This is a genomic window from Pseudomonas sp. PvP027, assembly GCF_017833005.1.
Classification (GTDB): domain Bacteria; phylum Pseudomonadota; class Gammaproteobacteria; order Pseudomonadales; family Pseudomonadaceae; genus Aquipseudomonas; species Aquipseudomonas congelans.
Genome location: NZ_JAFIBK010000001.1, coordinates 2,484,379 through 2,500,333, shown reverse-complemented (window position 1 = coordinate 2,500,333; position 15,955 = coordinate 2,484,379). Strand labels below are relative to the sequence as shown.

Here is a 15,955-nt window from a genome sequence, read left to right as displayed (position 1 = left end):
AATCTCTGGCTAGGGTTGGAAGAAGATGCGCAGCAAAGTGACGGGCGCCCAGCGCTGGGTTGTGAAGATCGGCAGTGCCTTGCTGACGGCTGATGGCAAGGGCCTGGATCGCAACGCCATGGGTGTTTGGGTGGAGCAGATGGTGGCGCTGCACGAGGCGGGTGTCGAGCTGGTACTGGTGTCTTCCGGGGCGGTGGCTGCCGGCATGAGCCGTCTTGGCTGGACGGCCCGACCCAGTGCCATGCATGAGCTTCAGGCTGCTGCGGCCATTGGTCAGATGGGCTTGGTGCAGGCGTGGGAGTCGAGTTTTGCCGAGCACGGCAGGCATACCGCGCAGATTCTTCTGACCCACGACGACCTGTCGGACCGCAAGCGCTACCTGAATGCTCGCAGCACCCTGCGCACGCTGGTCGAGCTTGGGGTTGTGCCGGTCATCAACGAAAACGACACAGTGGTTACCGACGAAATCCGTTTTGGCGATAACGACACGCTGGCGGCGCTGGTTGCCAATCTGGTCGAGGCTGATCTGCTGGTCATCCTGACCGATCGTGACGGCATGTTCGACGCCGATCCGCGCAACAACCCGGATGCGCAGCTGATCTACGAAGCGCGTGCCGATGATCCGGCGCTGGATGCTGTGGCTGGTGGTACGGGTGGTGCGCTGGGGCGTGGCGGCATGCAGACCAAGTTGCGTGCCGCGCGTCTGGCGGCGCGTTCCGGTGCGCATACTGTCATCGTCGGCGGACGCATCGAGCGCGTTCTGGCGCGGCTCAAGGGGGGTGAGCGGTTGGGTACGCTGCTGTCCCCCGAGCGTGGCATGCTCGCAGCACGCAAGCAGTGGCTGGCGGGGCATCTGCAGACCCGCGGTACGCTGGTGCTGGATGATGGTGCGGTTGCCGCGCTGGCCAGGGATCAGAAAAGCCTGCTGCCGGTGGGCGTCAAACTGGTCCAGGGCAGCTTCCGGCGTGGCGAGATGGTGGTGTGCGTCGCCCCGGACGGTCGCGAGATCGCTCGTGGGCTGAGTAACTACAGTGCCATCGAAGCCCAGAAAATCATTGGTCACTCTTCCGAATCCATCGTGCGCGAGCTGGGCTATATGGCCGAGCCTGAGCTGATTCATCGGGATAACCTGATCCTCGTCTGACTCAAGGCTGCAAAAAAGGACTATTTGATGCACTTCATGAAAGGTTTGCTGGCGGCCGCGTTGCTGATGCCGGTGCTGGTCTCGGCTGAAGAGATCGGTCAGGTGTCGACCGTGTTCAAGATGGTCGGGCCCAACGATCGAATTGTGGTCGAGGCGTTTGACGATCCCAAGGTGGACGGGGTGACGTGCTACCTGTCACGCGCCAAGACCGGCGGCGTGAGGGGTGGTCTGGGATTGGCTGAGGACCGTGCCGAGGCGTCCATCGCCTGTCGTCAGGTTGGGCCGATCCGCTTCAAGGAAACCCTCAAGGATGGTGATGAGGTGTTCAAGGAGCGTACTTCGCTGGTCTTCAAGACCATGCAGGTAGTGCGCTTCTTCGACAAGAAGCGTAATGCGCTGGTGTACCTGGTCTACAGCGACCGGGTCATCGAAGGCAGCCCGCAGAATGCCGTGACCGCAATTCCGATCCTGCCATGGACAACCGCGCCTGCGCCTTGAGCCTGTAGAAGGATCGGACGCAGAGCGTCCAGAGCGGCATGCCCACGCGGAGCATGGGCACGATAGTTACAAGGCTATCGTTCCTCACGCTCCAGCGTGGGAACGCCCTTCGTGACTCTCTGCGTCACAGATCTACACCACATTGCGGAGGCACGACAGTTACAAGGCTATCGTTCCTCACGCTCCAGCGTGGGAATTCCCTTCGTGACGCTCCGCGTCACAAATCTGCGCCGCGCCGCACATTTATGTTTCCCGCTTTCCCGCAGGCAATAAAAAACCGACCCTGAGGTCGGTTTTTTAACAAGCGGATCGCTTAGGCTGCAGCAGCAAGGCTCAGAGCCTTGATGTGACCGTTCAGACGACCTTTATGGCGAGCAGCCTTGTTCTTGTGGATGATGCCCTTATCGGCCATACGGTCGATAACAGGAACAGCCAGAACATAAGCGGCTTGCGCTTTTTCTGCGTCTTTTGCGTCGATGGCTTTAACTACATTCTTGATGTAGGTACGAACCATGGAACGCAGGCTGGCGTTGTGGCTGCGACGCTTCTCAGCCTGTTTTGCACGTTTTTTGGCGGAAGGTGTGTTGGCCACCGTCGAGCTCCTCGAAAGACTTTGTGAAATAGCAAACAAAATAGGCCGCGAATCATGCCGATGAGTTGAAGTCTTGTCAAGGGCAGTTAAGGTGTTCCGCTGAGTGGTTGCTACATTTGACTGGAGGATTTATTTCCGGCCTGTGACCTGTAAACTCGCGGCCTTTGCTTCGGACGTTTTTGCGGCGCGAAGTATCGCATAAATGGCTGGCTTAATCGCCCATCCTTTGCCAAGGCGCACAACTCTTTCAATGAATCTACTCAAGTCACTCGCCGCCGTCAGCTCTATCACCATGGTTTCCAGGGTTCTGGGCTTTGTTCGCGACACCATCATCGCGCGTACTTTCGGTGCCGGAATGGCCACGGACGCGTTCTTCATCGCCTTCAAGCTGCCCAATCTGCTGCGCCGTATTTTCGCCGAGGGTGCCTTTTCCCAGGCATTCGTGCCGATCCTGGCCGAATACAAGAGCCAGCAGGGGGAGGAGGCGACGCGCACATTCATTTCTTATGTCACCGGGTTGCTGACCCTGGCGCTGGCGCTGGTGACGCTGCTCGGGGTGATCTTTGCGCCCTGGGTGATCTGGGCCACCGCGCCTGGGTTTGTCGACACCCCGGAGAAATTCGCCCTCACCTCGGACCTGCTGCGGGTGACCTTTCCTTATATATTGCTGATTTCCCTGTCATCGATGGCCGGTGCGATCCTCAATACCTGGAACCGCTTCTCGGTGCCGGCGTTCGTGCCCACGCTGCTCAACGTCAGCATGATATTTTTCGCGCTGTTCCTGACGCCGTACTTCGACCCGCCGGTCATGGCGCTGGGCTGGGCGGTGCTGGTGGGCGGCCTGCTGCAACTGCTTTACCAGCTGCCGCACCTGAAAAAGATCGGCATGCTGGTGCTGCCACGCCTGAATCTGCGCGACACCGGGGTCTGGCGTGTGATGAAGCAGATGCTGCCCGCCATCCTTGGCGTGTCTGTCAGTCAGATTTCTCTGATCATCAATACGATCTTTGCCTCGTTCCTCGTCGCCGGCTCGGTGTCATGGATGTACTACGCCGACCGCCTGATGGAGTTGCCCTCCGGCGTACTTGGCGTGGCACTGGGTACGATTCTGCTGCCGATACTGTCCAAAACCTACGCGCAACGGGATCGCCAGGAATACTCGCGGATTCTCGACTGGGGCCTGCGCCTGTGTTTCGTGCTGGTGCTGCCTTGCACCCTGGCGCTGGGGTTACTCGCCGAGCCGTTGACCGTTTCGTTGTTTCAGTACGGTAAATTCGATGCACTCGATTCAGCCATGACCCAGCGTGCCTTGGTCGCCTATTCGATCGGTTTACTGGGGATCATCCTGATCAAGGTGCTGGCCCCCGGTTTTTATGCTCAACAAAATATCCGCACCCCGGTGAAAATCGCGATCTTCACCCTCATAGTGACTCAATTGCTCAACCTGGCCTTTATCGTGCCCCTGCAGCATGCCGGCCTGGCGCTGGCGATCAGTGTTGGCGCGTGCATCAATGCCGGTTTGCTGTTCTGGCAGCTACGCAAGCAGGACCTGTTTCAGCCGCAGCCCGGCTGGACGAAGTTCCTGTTCAAGCTGGTGATTGCCGTCGCGGTGATGTCGGCGGTGCTGCTGGGCCTCATGCATGTCATGCCGGCGTGGGACGAAGGTCATATGCTGGAGCGTTTTCTGCGTCTGGGTGCGCTGGTTGCCGCCGGCGTCGTGACCTATTTCGCCATGCTTCTTTTATTAGGCTTCCGCCTCAGGGATTTCGCCCGCAAAGCCATTATGTAGGGCGCGTCGCAGGGGTTGACCTACGGTTTTTGTGGCCACACGGCGAGAACCTTCATCCAGTCTTGGTGTGTTGCCTGTCGTCCACGGCCGTGTGTGGTTATAATCGGCCACTTTATGAGCAAGAAGTGCGTTATGCAGCTGGTTAGAGGCCTTCACAACCTGCGCCCCGAACATCGGGGCTGCGTCGCCACGATTGGCAATTTCGACGGCGTTCATCGCGGCCACCAGGCTATCCTGGCGCGTCTGCGCGAGCGTGCCGTCGAATTGGGTGTGCCCAGTTGTGTGGTGATCTTCGAACCGCAGCCGCGTGAGTTCTTTGCACCCGAGACGGCGCCGGCACGTCTGGCCCGTCTGCGTGACAAGCTCGAGCTGCTGAGTGCCGAAGGCGTTGACCGGGTACTGTGCCTGTCCTTCAATCAGCGTCTGTGCAAGCTCAGCGCGGCGAGTTTCGTCGAAACCGTGCTGATCGACGGTCTCGGTGTCCAGCACCTCGAAGTGGGCGACGATTTTCGTTTCGGCTTCGACCGGGTCGGTGACTTCGACTTCCTGCAACAGGCCGGCACGACGTATGGTTTTACCGTAGAAGCGGCGCAGACCGTTGAAATAGATGGCATCCGGGTCAGCAGTACCAAGGTGCGCAAGGCGCTGGCTGCGTCGGACTTTGCCCTGGCCGAGCGCATGCTCGGTCGTCCGTTTCAGATAGCCGGGCGGGTATTGCACGGCCAGAAACTGGCGCGTCAGCTGGGTACGCCCACCGCCAACGTGCAACTCAAGCGTCGTCGTGTACCGCTGAGCGGGGTCTATCTGGTCAGCACGGAGATCGATGGCAAAGCCTGGCCGGGGGTCGCCAACATCGGTGTGCGTCCGACGGTAACGGGTGATGGCAGTGCCCACCTTGAAGTGCATCTTCTGGATTTTGCCGGCGATCTTTATGACCGGCGTTTGACGGTGGCTTTCCACCACAAGCTGCGTGATGAGCAGCGTTTCGCCTCACTGGAGGCGCTCAAGACGGCGATCAATGCGGACGTCGCCGCCGCCCGTGCCCATTGGCATGGCTAACCGCTAAACAAGAGCCTGAAATGACTGACTATAAAGCCACGCTAAACCTTCCGGACACCGCCTTCCCTATGAAGGCCGGCCTGCCCCAGCGCGAGCCGCAAACTCTGCAGCGCTGGGACAGCATTGGCCTGTACCAGAAGCTGCGCGAGATTGGCAAGGATCGTCCCAAGTTCGTCCTGCACGACGGTCCTCCGTACGCCAACGGCAATATTCACATCGGTCATGCGGTCAACAAGATTCTCAAGGACATGATCCTGCGTTCCAAGACCCTGGCGGGCTTCGATGCCCCTTATGTGCCGGGTTGGGACTGTCACGGCCTGCCGATCGAACACAAGGTCGAAGTGACCCACGGCAAGAACCTCTCCGCAGACCGTACGCGCGAGCTGTGCCGCGCCTATGCGTCCGAGCAGATCGAAGGCCAGAAGTCCGAATTCATCCGTCTGGGCGTGCTCGGCGACTGGAGCAATCCGTACCTGACCATGAACTTCGCCAACGAAGCCGGAGAAATCCGCGCGCTGGCCGAGATGGTCAAGGGTGGTTTCGTCTTCAAGGGCCTCAAGCCGGTCAACTGGTGTTTCGATTGCGGCTCGGCACTGGCTGAAGCCGAAGTCGAGTATCAGGACAAGAAGTCCTCGACCATCGACGTGGCGTTTCCGATTGCCGACGAAGCAAAGCTGGCAGCCGCGTTCGGCGTGCCGTCGCTGGGCAAGCCTGCGTCCATCGTGATCTGGACCACCACACCGTGGACGATCCCCGCCAACCAGGCGCTGAACGTTCACCCGGAATTCGAATACGCGCTGGTCGATGTCGGCGACAAACTGCTGGTACTGGCCGCCGAACTGGTCGAAAGCTGTCTGGCCCGTTACAAGCTGGAAGGCTCCGTCATCGCGACTACCACCGGTCAGGCGCTGGAACTGATCAACTTCCGCCATCCGTTTTACGACCGCCTGTCGCCAGTCTACCTGGCTGACTACGTCGAGCTGAGTGCGGGCACGGGTATCGTTCACTGCTCGCCTGCCTATGGCGTAGACGACTTCAATATCTGCAAACAATATGGCCTGACCAACGACGACATCATCAGCCCGGTGCAGAGCAACGGTGTGTACGTCGAGTCGCTGGAGTTCTTCGGTGGCCAGTTCGTCTTCAAGGCCAACCAGAACATCATCGACAAGCTGGCCGAAGTCGGCAGCCTGATGGACACCGAAACCATCAGCCACAGCTACATGCACTGCTGGCGCCACAAATCGCCCTTGATCTACCGCGCCACCGCGCAGTGGTTCGTGGGCATGGACAAGCAGCCTGAAAGCGGCGAGACCCTGCGCAAGCGTGCGGTCAAGGCCATCGAAGACACTCAGTTCGTTCCTGCATGGGGGCAGGCACGCCTGCACTCGATGATCGCCAACCGTCCTGACTGGTGCATCTCGCGTCAGCGCAACTGGGGCGTGCCGATTCCGTTCTTCCTGCACAAGGAAAGCGGCGACCTGCACCCACGTACCGTCGAGCTGATGGAAGAAGTGGCGCAGCGTGTCGAGAAAGAGGGCATCGAGGCCTGGTTCAAGCTGGACGCCAGCGAGTTGCTCGGCGACGAAGCCGGCAAGTACGACAAGATTTCCGACACCCTGGACGTCTGGTTCGACTCGGGCACCACGCACTGGCATGTGCTGCGCGGTTCGCACCCGATGGGCCACGAAAGCGGTCCGCGTGCCGACCTGTACCTGGAAGGCTCGGACCAGCATCGCGGCTGGTTCCACTCCTCACTGCTGACCGGCTGCATGCTGGACGATCACGCACCGTATCGCGAGCTGCTGACCCACGGGTTCGTGGTCGACGAGAACGGCCGCAAGATGTCCAAGTCGCTGAACAACGTGGTAGCGCCACAGAAGGTCAACGATTCGCTGGGTGCCGACATCATGCGCCTGTGGGTATCGGCGACCGATTATTCCGGCGAGATGGCGGTTTCCGACCAGATCCTGCAGCGCAGCGCTGATGCCTATCGTCGTATCCGCAACACTGCACGCTTCCTGCTCTCCAACCTGACGGGCTTCAACCCGGCAACCGACATCCTGCCCGCCGAGGAAATGCTCGCGCTGGACCGTTGGGCCGTGGATCGCACCCTGCTGCTGCAACGCGAGCTGCAAGAGCATTACGGCGAATACCGCTTCTGGAACGTGTACTCGAAGATCCACAACTTCTGCGTGCAGGAGCTGGGTGGTTTCTACCTCGACATCATCAAGGATCGTCAGTACACCACGGCGGCCAACAGCACCGCGCGTCGCTCCTGCCAGACGGCACTGTTCCATATCTCCGAAGCGTTGGTGCGCTGGATCGCGCCGATCCTGGCGTTCACCGCCGACGAGCTGTGGCAGTTCCTGCCCGGCGAGCGCAACGAATCGGTGATGCTCAACACCTGGTACGAAGGCCTGACCGAAATGCCTGCCCACTTCGACATGGACCGCGCCTACTGGGAGCGGATCATGGCGGTGAAGACCTCGGTCAACAAGGAAATGGAAAACCTGCGCGCTGCCAAGGCCATCGGCGGCAACCTGCAGGCCGAAGTGACCCTGTATGCCGAGGAGTCGCTGGTGGCTGACCTGTCGAAACTGAGCAACGAGCTGCGTTTCGTGCTGATCACCTCGACAGCCAGTGTGGCGCCGCTCGCATCCGCGCCAGCCGATGCTGTGGTCACCGAAGTCGCCGGTCTGAAACTGAAAGTGCTCAAGTCCAGTCATGCCAAATGCGCCCGTTGCTGGCATCACCGCGAGGATGTAGGGGTCAACCCCAAGCATCCGGAAATCTGCGGTCGTTGCGTAGACAACATCAGCGGTGCAGGCGAGGTCCGTCACTATGCCTAACGCCTCGTTTGGCCGTCTGGCCTGGCTGTGGTTGAGCGTGCTGGTTCTGGTCATTGACCAGGCCAGCAAGTATTACTTCGAGAACGCGTTGAGCCTGTATCAGCAGATCATCGTGATTCCCGACCTGTTCAGCTGGACCCTAGCCTACAACACCGGTGCCGCCTTCAGTTTTCTGGCTGACGGTGCCGGCTGGCAGCGCTGGTTGTTCGCCCTGATCGCAGTGGTGGTCAGCGCTGTGCTGGTCGTCTGGCTCAAGCGTCTGGGGCGTGACGACACGTGGCTGGCCGTTGCACTGGCGCTGGTACTGGGCGGAGCATTGGGCAACCTCTACGACCGTATCGTGCTGGGCCACGTGATCGACTTCATTCTGGTTCACTGGCAGAACCGCTGGTACTTCCCGGCGTTCAACGTTGCCGACAGTGCGATCACCGTCGGCGCAATCATGCTGGCGCTGGACATGTTCAAGAGCAAGAAAACCGGAGAGACCGTCCATGACTGAGCAATCGTCGACTCAAGGCTCGTCTGACGAGCTGCGCATCGGTCAGAATACGCAGGTCACTCTGCACTTCGCCCTGCGTCTGGAAAATGGCGATACCGTCGACAGCACTTTCGAAAAGGCTCCGGCCACGTTCAAGGTCGGTGACGGCAACCTGCTGCCCGGCTTCGAAATGGCGATTTTCGGTTTCAAGGCGGGCGATAAAAAGACCGTTGAGATTCTGCCGGAAAACGCCTTTGGTCAGCCCAACCCACAAAACGTGCAGATCATGCCACGCTCGCAGTTCGTGGGCATGGAGCTGTCCGAAGGGTTGCTGGTGATCTTCAATGACGCCGCCAATACCGAATTGCCCGGTGTGGTGAAAGCTTTCGATGATGATCAGGTCACCATCGACTTCAATCACCCGCTGGCAGGCAAGACTCTGAGCTTTGAAGTGGAAATCTTCGAAGTGAAGGCGATTCTGGCTTCCTGACCTTCGCCGTCAAGCCCGGCCCAGGCCGGGCTGCCCGTACCAACCATGAGGCACAGCATGCAAATCAAACTCGCCAACCCCCGCGGCTTTTGTGCCGGAGTGGACCGCGCGATCGAAATCGTCAATCGCGCTCTGGAAGTGTTTGGTCCGCCGATTTATGTGCGCCATGAAGTCGTTCACAACAAATTTGTCGTCGAAGACCTGCGCTCTCGGGGTGCGATCTTCGTCGAAGAGCTGGATCAGGTGCCGGATGACGTCATCGTTATCTTCAGCGCCCACGGTGTTTCCCAGGCGGTGCGTACCGAGGCGGCAGGCCGTGGTCTGAAGGTCTTCGATGCTACCTGCCCGCTGGTGACCAAGGTGCATATCGAGGTCGCCCGTTACAGCCGTGACGGCCGCGAGTGCATCCTGATCGGCCACGCCGGTCACCCGGAGGTCGAAGGCACCATGGGCCAGTACGACGCCGCCAATGGTGGTGCGATCTATCTGGTCGAGGACGAAGAGGATGTTGCCAGCCTGCAGGTGCGCAACCCTGAAGCCCTGGCCTTCGTGACCCAGACCACCTTGTCCATGGATGACACCAGCCGGGTGATCGATGCCTTGCGCAAGCGTTTCCCGGCCATTGGCGGGCCGCGCAAGGACGACATCTGCTACGCCACGCAAAACCGTCAGGACGCAGTCAAGCAATTGGCCGATGAATGCGATGTGGTGTTGGTGGTGGGCAGCCCGAACAGCTCCAACTCCAATCGCCTGCGCGAGCTGGCCGAGCGCATGGCGACTCCGGCGTACCTCATCGACGGTGCCGAAGACATGCAGCAGAGCTGGTTCGACGGGGTAGAGCGTATCGGCATCACTGCGGGCGCTTCGGCCCCCGAAGTGCTGGTGCGTGGCGTGATCCAGCAACTGCAGGCCTGGGGCGCGACCGGTGCCGATGAGCTTGCCGGCCGCGAGGAGAACATCACCTTCTCCATGCCCAAGGAATTGCGCGTCAAGTCGCTGCTCTGAGGCTATTCATTCACACAGCGCAGCATCGATTTTCGTGTCCTCGACCCTCACGCGCCCGGCCGGTGCGACTATCACTCGATAGTTGCTCACCGGCTGGTCTGCGGCGCACACATGCAGCGTCCTGGCGGTTCTGCGTCGCAACGTACCCAGACCGCTGAAACTGATCTCCTCTGCGCGCTTGCGGTTATCCACCACTCGGGCCGTACCGTCATTGGCGCGTTCTATCAGCACCGGATCGTTTTCGTCGGGACCTTTGCCATCCGCGTCGAGTATGATCCGCCAGCCGTTGCTCCAGTCGTTCTCGATGGCATGAAGCGTAACGATCTGATTGCGTGTGATTGCGGCCGCTCTCGCCGAGCGGATGCCGCTGGCCAGCTCCCGAGCGGTCGCAAGGCCACGGCTGGAATCGACGAGTGCCTTGAAAGACGGTGTTGCGACGTTGGCCAGGATGGCCACCAGTGCAACGACGATCAATAATTCGATCAGTGTGAATCCTGCATGCTTCATAAGCTTTCCTCCCTGGAAACCGCCGTTTCAGCACCCTGTGGGCGTTCGTCGTCGCAAAACAACCGTACGTCCCGCTATGGATTTTCCAGCGGCGTTGCTGCCTTATAGTCGTAACGTCTAGGAGACACTCAATGCGTTATATAGCCAAGGGATTCAGCCTCATCGAATTGTTAGTCACTGTGTCCCTGGTGGGCATCCTGGCGGCTATCGCTATCCCGAACTTCACCAGCTCCATCCAGAGCAACAAGGCCGATACCGAGCTCAGCGATTTGCAGCGGGCGCTCAACTATGCGCGGCTCGAGGCGATAAACAGGGGAGTGACGGTGCGTATAGCGCCGGCCAGCGGGACGGCGTGGACAGGCGATTTGCAGGTGTATCTGGCTTCCGACACCAAGACGCCGCCTACTGCGCTTCGTAACGTGGCCGCAATGAGCAGTGGGGGGACGCTGGTACCGGACGTTAATGTGGCGGCAATTGATTTCAATAATCTGGGCGGCCTCAGTGCTCCGGCTACGGCGGTGAACATGACCTACACCCGAGGCAGTACGACTAAAATCATGAGTATCTGCCTGACTGGCCGAATAGTTCTCAGTGCAAACAATGGAAGCTGCAATGCCCAATGAAACCCGACATCGCCAGACCGGCATGACCTTGATCGAGGTACTGGTTTCGGTACTGATCCTGGCTATCGGGCTGCTGGGTGCCGCGGCTATTCAGCTCAACGCGCTCAAATACACTGACAGCGCGACCATGAGCAGCCAGGCCAGCTTTATTGCCTACGACATGATGGATCGTATTCGCGCCAATGTTGATGGCAATGCGAGTGCCAATGGTGCGACCAATGTGTTGGCGACGTATGCGTTGGCGGACCTTACTGCATCCCAGGTAGCCAACCCGAATAAAGTTCGGGATCAGGATTTATACGACTTCAAGGCCAATATCATTAATTTTGCAGGCGCGAGTGGCACGGGCAGTGTTGATGTCAGCAAGGCTCCGGAAGTGACCATTATCATTGGCTGGAACGATACGCGGGCTGCCGCTGCGAGCAATCAGGCAACAGGCAGTGCGACCGTCACGCCGCCGCCTCAAAGCTTCAAGCTGGTCTCGCGCATCGGGGTCACCCCATGAGAAAGATTTCCAGAGGCTTCGGGCTGGTCGAAATCATGGTCGCTCTGGTGCTCGGGCTGGTAGTGAGCCTGGGCATCATCCAGATATTCACCGCCTCCAGAGGCACGTTTCAAAGCCAGAACGCTGCCGCGCGGATGCAGGAAGATGCCCGTTTCATATTGAGCAAACTGGTACAGGAAATCAGGATGAGCGGTATGTATGGCTGCCTGAGTTTCAGGAATTACATACCCGTTTCGCCAGCGATCACCTATCCCATAGCACTGGATAACCCGATCCTGTGGGATAGCGCGAACAATAAACTGACACTGATAACCGCCGATATCGGCACCACTGGAAGCTCGCCCACCTGGACGATTATTTCCAATTGCAGATCAACGCTCCAGCTATACGCCGGTGCGCGTACCCCAGCTGTCGGAGAAACCGCGTTTCCCTTGCGGCAACTGGTTTACACACTGAATGGCACAAACTTGAATATCCAGGCCACTACCACAGGGAAGTCAGAGCCGCTGCTGCAAAACGTGGCCAGGCTGGATTTTCTATTCGGCATGACGGGCAATCCGATGACTTACACACAGGCCATTACCGCAGCCAACTCTGGCGATATACGCAGCGTACGCATCCTCTTGACGCTGCGGGATCCGGACGGGCGGGTCAAGGACCAGGAGTACAGTGTCGTCGCCTACTTGCGTAACCGATTTTGAGCGGGCCGAACATGAACAAGACTGGGTGCTTCAATACAACACATGCCTTTCCGGCAAAACAGCGCGGCATGGTGTTGCTGGTCAGCCTGGTATTTCTGTTACTGCTGACGTTGCTGGGTATTTCATCGATGCAGAACGCCACGTTACAGGAGAAGATGGCGGGCAGTGTCACGGCCCGCAACCAGTCCTTTCAAATGGCTGAGTCGGCTTTGCGCATCGGTGAATCCGCGATCAAAAAGGCTGATTTTTCCATGAGCATCTGTACCCCCCCGACCAATTGTGCACCACCTACCGACTTCAATACGGTGCAAGGCAAAGGTGCAGGTAGCGCCGGTGTGACATGGGTTGAAGCGGCGGGCGGCGGCGTGTACGCCATTCAGAATTTGGGCACTACGATGACGCCGGTAAAGTGTAAAACTTCAAGTGCCGTGACGCTTTATCGGGTAACAGCCGTTGCTCCGGTCTCCAGTCAGACCGTTCCGCGTACGGTGTTGGAGAGCATTTATGCCAACTGTTAAAGGGTTGCGGGGGGCATTGAAGTACGTCTACGGTGCACTGTTGGCGTTGTACCTGGCGTCGCCGGTCTATGCGTTTACACCCGCGCAGGTGCCATTGCTCAGTGCGTCGGCAGTGCCCCCCAACCTGATGCTTTTGGTGGATAACTCCGGGAGTATGTACAACATCATCTGGGCGTCAGGGTTTGACGCATCGGTCAACCGTCCAGATATCGGCTACTACTCCACTCAGTGCATAAGTGGCGTGATTACCGTTGTCTGCCCCTTCATGAGTACGATATCGGGAGATGACACGCTGTCGGTGGGGGATATCAATGCGCTCAGCATTTTTGACTTGTCATTGATGTGCCCGTTCGGCGGCCGAGCGGTTTTTCGCAATAACACTCAGTACTGCCTCAATCTGCCAGATCCGGCAGGAAACGGGTTGACACGCTATACCGCTGATTATCTTTCCTATTTGATCGACCTGGTCCGGCCCGCGTTTTTTACGGGAGTTCGCGATTACACGAATGGTGTCATCCCCAACGACTACCGGATGAACGTTGCAAGAACCGTAGCGACTAATCTGGTGACCAACAATACGTCGCTTAGAATCGGGCTCGCTACGTTTAACGATCCGAATAATTTTGACCTCGGACCCGGTGGCAAGATTGCAAGAGTCATCACCGATCTAGCCCCGGTGGCAGGCACTACCAATGGCGTCACTCAGACGCAGGCTAATGACAATATTGCTGCCCTCAAGCAGGCCATTGCCAACCTGCAGCCGACGGCCAACACCCCGCTGGCTGAAACCTATTATGAGATCACGCGGTATTTTCGCGGCATGTCACCGTATTATCAGAACGGTTCGAACTATGTGAGTCCGATTCAATACCGTTGCCAGAAAAACTACGGCGTCGTAGTGACCGATGGTTTGCCGACTTACGATCGAACGTTCCCGACCAACGACCCGGAGGATGTACTCAATACCTCTCGCTCATTGCCCAATTGGGATTTGAATGCGGCCAATGACGGGGCCAACCTTAACGGTGATGGCGAGGGCGATACGCTTTATCTGGATGACGTTGCCAAGTTCGCCTACGACATCGACATGCGAAGAGCGACCAGTACACCTGCCACTGACCTGGCCAAGAAAAGTTGGGACACCGACGGCTTCTCGCAGCAGAACATGATTACTTACACCATCGGTTTCACGGCCGCCAACCAGATGCTGATAGATGCCGCCAATAATGATCACGGGCACGGCAAGTACTTCCAGACCAATGACAGCGCCGGTTTGAACAGTGCATTGAACCTTGCGCTCACTGACATTTACGCCAGGGCGGGGTCCGGTGGCGGAGCCTCATCGAACTCATCATCCCTTGCGTCAGGCACGCTTTTCTTCCAGACGTTGTATGACCCGGCTGACTGGCACGGCACGGTAAACGCCTACAACCTCAACGCTACCACGGGGGATCCAGGTGCTCTTGCCTGGACATCGGACACGACCATATTGGCCAATACGGCCCCCGCGCCAACCTATGAAACCTGGAACACGTCATCGCTCGCGAGAATTGCACTGGACTTCAACGCACTGTCTTCTGCACAGCAGACTGCATTTACCGCCACGTTACCGACCGGTGTGAACGGTGCGCAAATGATTGCCTGGGCCAAAGGCACCGCAAACTCAGCGCTTCGAACCCGCACACGGGTACTGGGCGACCTGATCAATACCAATCTGCTGGTGGCCAACCCGTCGGACAAGACGTCCACCGATTACGGCACTACCACTTCGTACTCTGATTACCTGACCGCCAAGGCTGGCAATATGAGTTCAAGCCTGCTTGTAAATGCCAACGACGGATTCTTCAACGTGATCACTCCTGGCACGGGTCTGCGCACCTATGCCTACATGCCATCGACGGCGCTGAATTCACTGGCCACGATTGCAGCAAGTAACTATGGGGCGGGCGTACATAAATTTACGGTCGATGGGCAGATGAGCGTATTCGATACTCAAAATGGCAAGAACGCGACTTGGCGTACAGTCGCCGCGAGCGGTCTGGGCGCTGGCGGCAAGGCGTTCTTCGCTGTCAGGTTGTTTGAGGGTACGACCAACAACGTAGGCGCGCTGTGGGAAGTGAAGGCGCCGGACGCTTCTGACGCCAACAACAAATTCAATAACCTGGGGTACAGCTACTCAAGACCCGAAGCCGCCCGAATGAACGACGGCACCGGGATAGTCGTGGTCGGCAACGGATATGGCAGCTTTACAGGCAGGGCGTCGCTTTTCGTGCTCAACGCGTCGACTGGAGCCCTGATTGCTGAAATTCCGACACCGGTCACCGGTAGCGAAACAGATAACGGGCTCTCATCGGTAAAGTTGCGTGTGGACTCACAGAACGTTGTTCAGGCAGCCTACGCCGGCGACCTGAAAGGGCGCATGTGGAAGTTTGACCTCAGCTCCACGGCTGCCAGCGGCTGGAAGGTGGCCTTCAACGGCACACCACTCTTTACCGCGCCACTGGGTGCCGGCCAACCGATTACTGTGCAGCCGTTTATTCTGGATCATCCGCTGAACGGCAAGATTATCTATTTCGGCACCGGGAAGTTTCTTGAAGCCGCAGATAAACAGACGAATGCGCAGCAGGATTTTTACGCTATCTGGGACGCAGACAGCGGAGTCGGTGGCATTAAAGAGAGCAATCTTCAGGTTCAGCAGATCGGCACGAGTGTTACTGGCAGTGGCTCAACCTATTACAATTCGACTGCCGACAAAGTGGACTGGACGAGCAAGAAAGGCTGGTATATGCCGCTTTCGACCGTCGCTCCGTTTGTGGGCGAACGAATTATCTTCCCCGCACAGGCCATCCGGGGACGAATTGCTTTCACAACGGCGGCAGTGAACTCCACCGACCCTTGCGAAAGCAAAGGAACAGGACGCCTTTTTGAGCTGGACCCGGCAACCGGAGGCATGCTCACTTATCGTTTTCTCGATACTGACGGAGACGGTGACATTACAGACAAGGACGCGCTGGTTTCCGGCATCAGCTTCGGTGCGGGTATTCCAAATCTGGCCTCTTATGTTGAGTCTTCCGCCCGCGCAGTGACCTATGTTACGGACAGTAGCGGAAATATTGGTGGACTTGGCGAGCGTTTAGGAGGTATCGGCACTTATCAACGCATCATGTGGCGACAAATCCAATAGGGAAACTAGA

15 protein-coding genes are annotated in these 15,955 nt (G+C 58.3%); 13 read left to right on the top strand and 2 right to left on the bottom strand.

Annotation, left to right across the window (positions count from 1 at the left end; genetic code table 11):
* The first annotated feature begins 25 nt into the window (after positions 1-25).
* Positions 26-1,144, top strand: a complete 1,119-nt coding sequence (gene proB, locus JOE33_RS10515; protein ID WP_187625629.1) for a glutamate 5-kinase — start codon at positions 26-28, stop codon at positions 1,142-1,144.
* Between the two features lie 27 nt (positions 1,145-1,171).
* The gene (locus JOE33_RS10510; RefSeq protein ID WP_010436750.1) at positions 1,172-1,642 is read left to right on the top strand and encodes a CreA family protein; all 471 of its coding nucleotides are present in this window, start codon (positions 1,172-1,174) and stop codon (positions 1,640-1,642) included.
* A 313-nt stretch (positions 1,643-1,955) separates the two neighbouring features.
* Here JOE33_RS10510 and rpsT read toward each other — a convergent pair whose 3' ends face one another.
* On the bottom strand, positions 1,956-2,234 hold the full coding sequence (gene rpsT, locus JOE33_RS10505; protein ID WP_003344603.1) for a 30S ribosomal protein S20: 279 nt from the start codon (positions 2,232-2,234) through the stop codon (positions 1,956-1,958).
* A 250-nt stretch (positions 2,235-2,484) separates the two neighbouring features.
* Here rpsT and murJ point away from each other — a divergent pair, with 250 nt between their 5' ends.
* From murJ to ispH, 6 genes are all read left to right on the top strand, one after another.
* Positions 2,485-4,023: a murein biosynthesis integral membrane protein MurJ gene (murJ, locus tag JOE33_RS10500; RefSeq protein ID WP_096131286.1), complete on the top strand. Its 1,539-nt coding sequence runs from the start codon at positions 2,485-2,487 to the stop codon at positions 4,021-4,023.
* Positions 4,024-4,155: 132 nt separating this feature from the next.
* Positions 4,156-5,082, top strand: coding sequence for a bifunctional riboflavin kinase/FAD synthetase (ribF, locus tag JOE33_RS10495; RefSeq protein ID WP_003371105.1), 927 nt, complete (start codon positions 4,156-4,158; stop codon positions 5,080-5,082).
* A 20-nt stretch (positions 5,083-5,102) separates the two neighbouring features.
* Positions 5,103-7,934 (top strand): isoleucine--tRNA ligase, encoded by a 2,832-nt coding sequence (gene ileS, locus JOE33_RS10490; protein WP_187625630.1) that lies wholly within the window; start codon positions 5,103-5,105, stop codon positions 7,932-7,934.
* Positions 7,927-8,433 carry a signal peptidase II gene (gene lspA, locus JOE33_RS10485; RefSeq protein WP_032613234.1) on the top strand — a complete coding sequence of 169 codons (507 nt, stop codon included), beginning with the start codon at positions 7,927-7,929 and terminating at the stop codon, positions 8,431-8,433. Before ileS ends, lspA begins: the two co-directional genes overlap by 8 nt.
* The gene (locus JOE33_RS10480; protein ID WP_010427409.1) at positions 8,426-8,902 is read left to right on the top strand and encodes a peptidylprolyl isomerase; all 477 of its coding nucleotides are present in this window, start codon (positions 8,426-8,428) and stop codon (positions 8,900-8,902) included. The genes lspA and JOE33_RS10480 overlap by 8 nt, the downstream gene beginning before the upstream one ends.
* 57 nt (positions 8,903-8,959) lie before the next feature.
* On the top strand, positions 8,960-9,907 hold the full coding sequence (gene ispH, locus JOE33_RS10475; RefSeq protein WP_032613232.1) for a 4-hydroxy-3-methylbut-2-enyl diphosphate reductase: 948 nt from the start codon (positions 8,960-8,962) through the stop codon (positions 9,905-9,907).
* Between the two features lie 6 nt (positions 9,908-9,913).
* On the opposite strand, the gene JOE33_RS10470 is transcribed toward ispH, so the two are convergent.
* Positions 9,914-10,414: a GspH/FimT family pseudopilin gene (locus JOE33_RS10470; RefSeq protein WP_187625631.1), complete on the bottom strand. Its 501-nt coding sequence runs from the start codon at positions 10,412-10,414 to the stop codon at positions 9,914-9,916.
* A 131-nt stretch (positions 10,415-10,545) separates the two neighbouring features.
* Between JOE33_RS10470 and JOE33_RS10465 the strand changes: the two genes are divergently transcribed.
* Genes JOE33_RS10465 through JOE33_RS10445 form a run of 5 tightly spaced genes read left to right on the top strand, consistent with a single transcriptional unit; the run spans position 10,546 to position 15,945 of the window.
* A complete protein-coding gene (locus JOE33_RS10465) occupies positions 10,546-11,037 on the top strand; it encodes a GspH/FimT family pseudopilin (RefSeq protein ID WP_187625632.1) in 492 nt (163 codons plus the stop codon).
* Positions 11,027-11,542, top strand: coding sequence for a type IV pilus modification protein PilV (pilV, locus tag JOE33_RS10460; RefSeq protein WP_054992683.1), 516 nt, complete (start codon positions 11,027-11,029; stop codon positions 11,540-11,542). Before JOE33_RS10465 ends, pilV begins: the two co-directional genes overlap by 11 nt.
* Positions 11,539-12,243 (top strand): prepilin-type N-terminal cleavage/methylation domain-containing protein, encoded by a 705-nt coding sequence (locus JOE33_RS10455; RefSeq protein WP_054992682.1) that lies wholly within the window; start codon positions 11,539-11,541, stop codon positions 12,241-12,243. The genes pilV and JOE33_RS10455 overlap by 4 nt, the downstream gene beginning before the upstream one ends.
* An 11-nt stretch (positions 12,244-12,254) precedes the next feature.
* Entirely contained in the window at positions 12,255-12,761 is a 507-nt protein-coding gene (locus tag JOE33_RS10450) for a PilX N-terminal domain-containing pilus assembly protein (protein WP_054992706.1), read from the top strand.
* Positions 12,748-15,945, top strand: coding sequence for a PilC/PilY family type IV pilus protein (locus JOE33_RS10445; protein WP_054992681.1), 3,198 nt, complete (start codon positions 12,748-12,750; stop codon positions 15,943-15,945). The genes JOE33_RS10450 and JOE33_RS10445 overlap by 14 nt, the downstream gene beginning before the upstream one ends.
* Positions 15,946-15,955 lie beyond the last annotated feature (10 nt).

Coding starts and splice junctions, on each gene's coding strand:
- proB (WP_187625629.1), top strand. CDS start 26: ATGCGCAGCAAAGTGACGGGCGCCCAGCGCTGGGTTGTGAAGATCGGC.
- JOE33_RS10510 (WP_010436750.1), top strand. CDS start 1,172: ATGCACTTCATGAAAGGTTTGCTGGCGGCCGCGTTGCTGATGCCGGTG.
- murJ (WP_096131286.1), top strand. CDS start 2,485: ATGAATCTACTCAAGTCACTCGCCGCCGTCAGCTCTATCACCATGGTT.
- ribF (WP_003371105.1), top strand. CDS start 4,156: ATGCAGCTGGTTAGAGGCCTTCACAACCTGCGCCCCGAACATCGGGGC.
- ileS (WP_187625630.1), top strand. CDS start 5,103: ATGACTGACTATAAAGCCACGCTAAACCTTCCGGACACCGCCTTCCCT.
- lspA (WP_032613234.1), top strand. CDS start 7,927: ATGCCTAACGCCTCGTTTGGCCGTCTGGCCTGGCTGTGGTTGAGCGTG.
- JOE33_RS10480 (WP_010427409.1), top strand. CDS start 8,426: ATGACTGAGCAATCGTCGACTCAAGGCTCGTCTGACGAGCTGCGCATC.
- ispH (WP_032613232.1), top strand. CDS start 8,960: ATGCAAATCAAACTCGCCAACCCCCGCGGCTTTTGTGCCGGAGTGGAC.
- JOE33_RS10470 (WP_187625631.1), bottom strand. CDS start 10,414: ATGAAGCATGCAGGATTCACACTGATCGAATTATTGATCGTCGTTGCA.
- JOE33_RS10465 (WP_187625632.1), top strand. CDS start 10,546: ATGCGTTATATAGCCAAGGGATTCAGCCTCATCGAATTGTTAGTCACT.
- pilV (WP_054992683.1), top strand. CDS start 11,027: ATGCCCAATGAAACCCGACATCGCCAGACCGGCATGACCTTGATCGAG.
- JOE33_RS10455 (WP_054992682.1), top strand. CDS start 11,539: ATGAGAAAGATTTCCAGAGGCTTCGGGCTGGTCGAAATCATGGTCGCT.
- JOE33_RS10450 (WP_054992706.1), top strand. CDS start 12,255: ATGAACAAGACTGGGTGCTTCAATACAACACATGCCTTTCCGGCAAAA.
- JOE33_RS10445 (WP_054992681.1), top strand. CDS start 12,748: ATGCCAACTGTTAAAGGGTTGCGGGGGGCATTGAAGTACGTCTACGGT.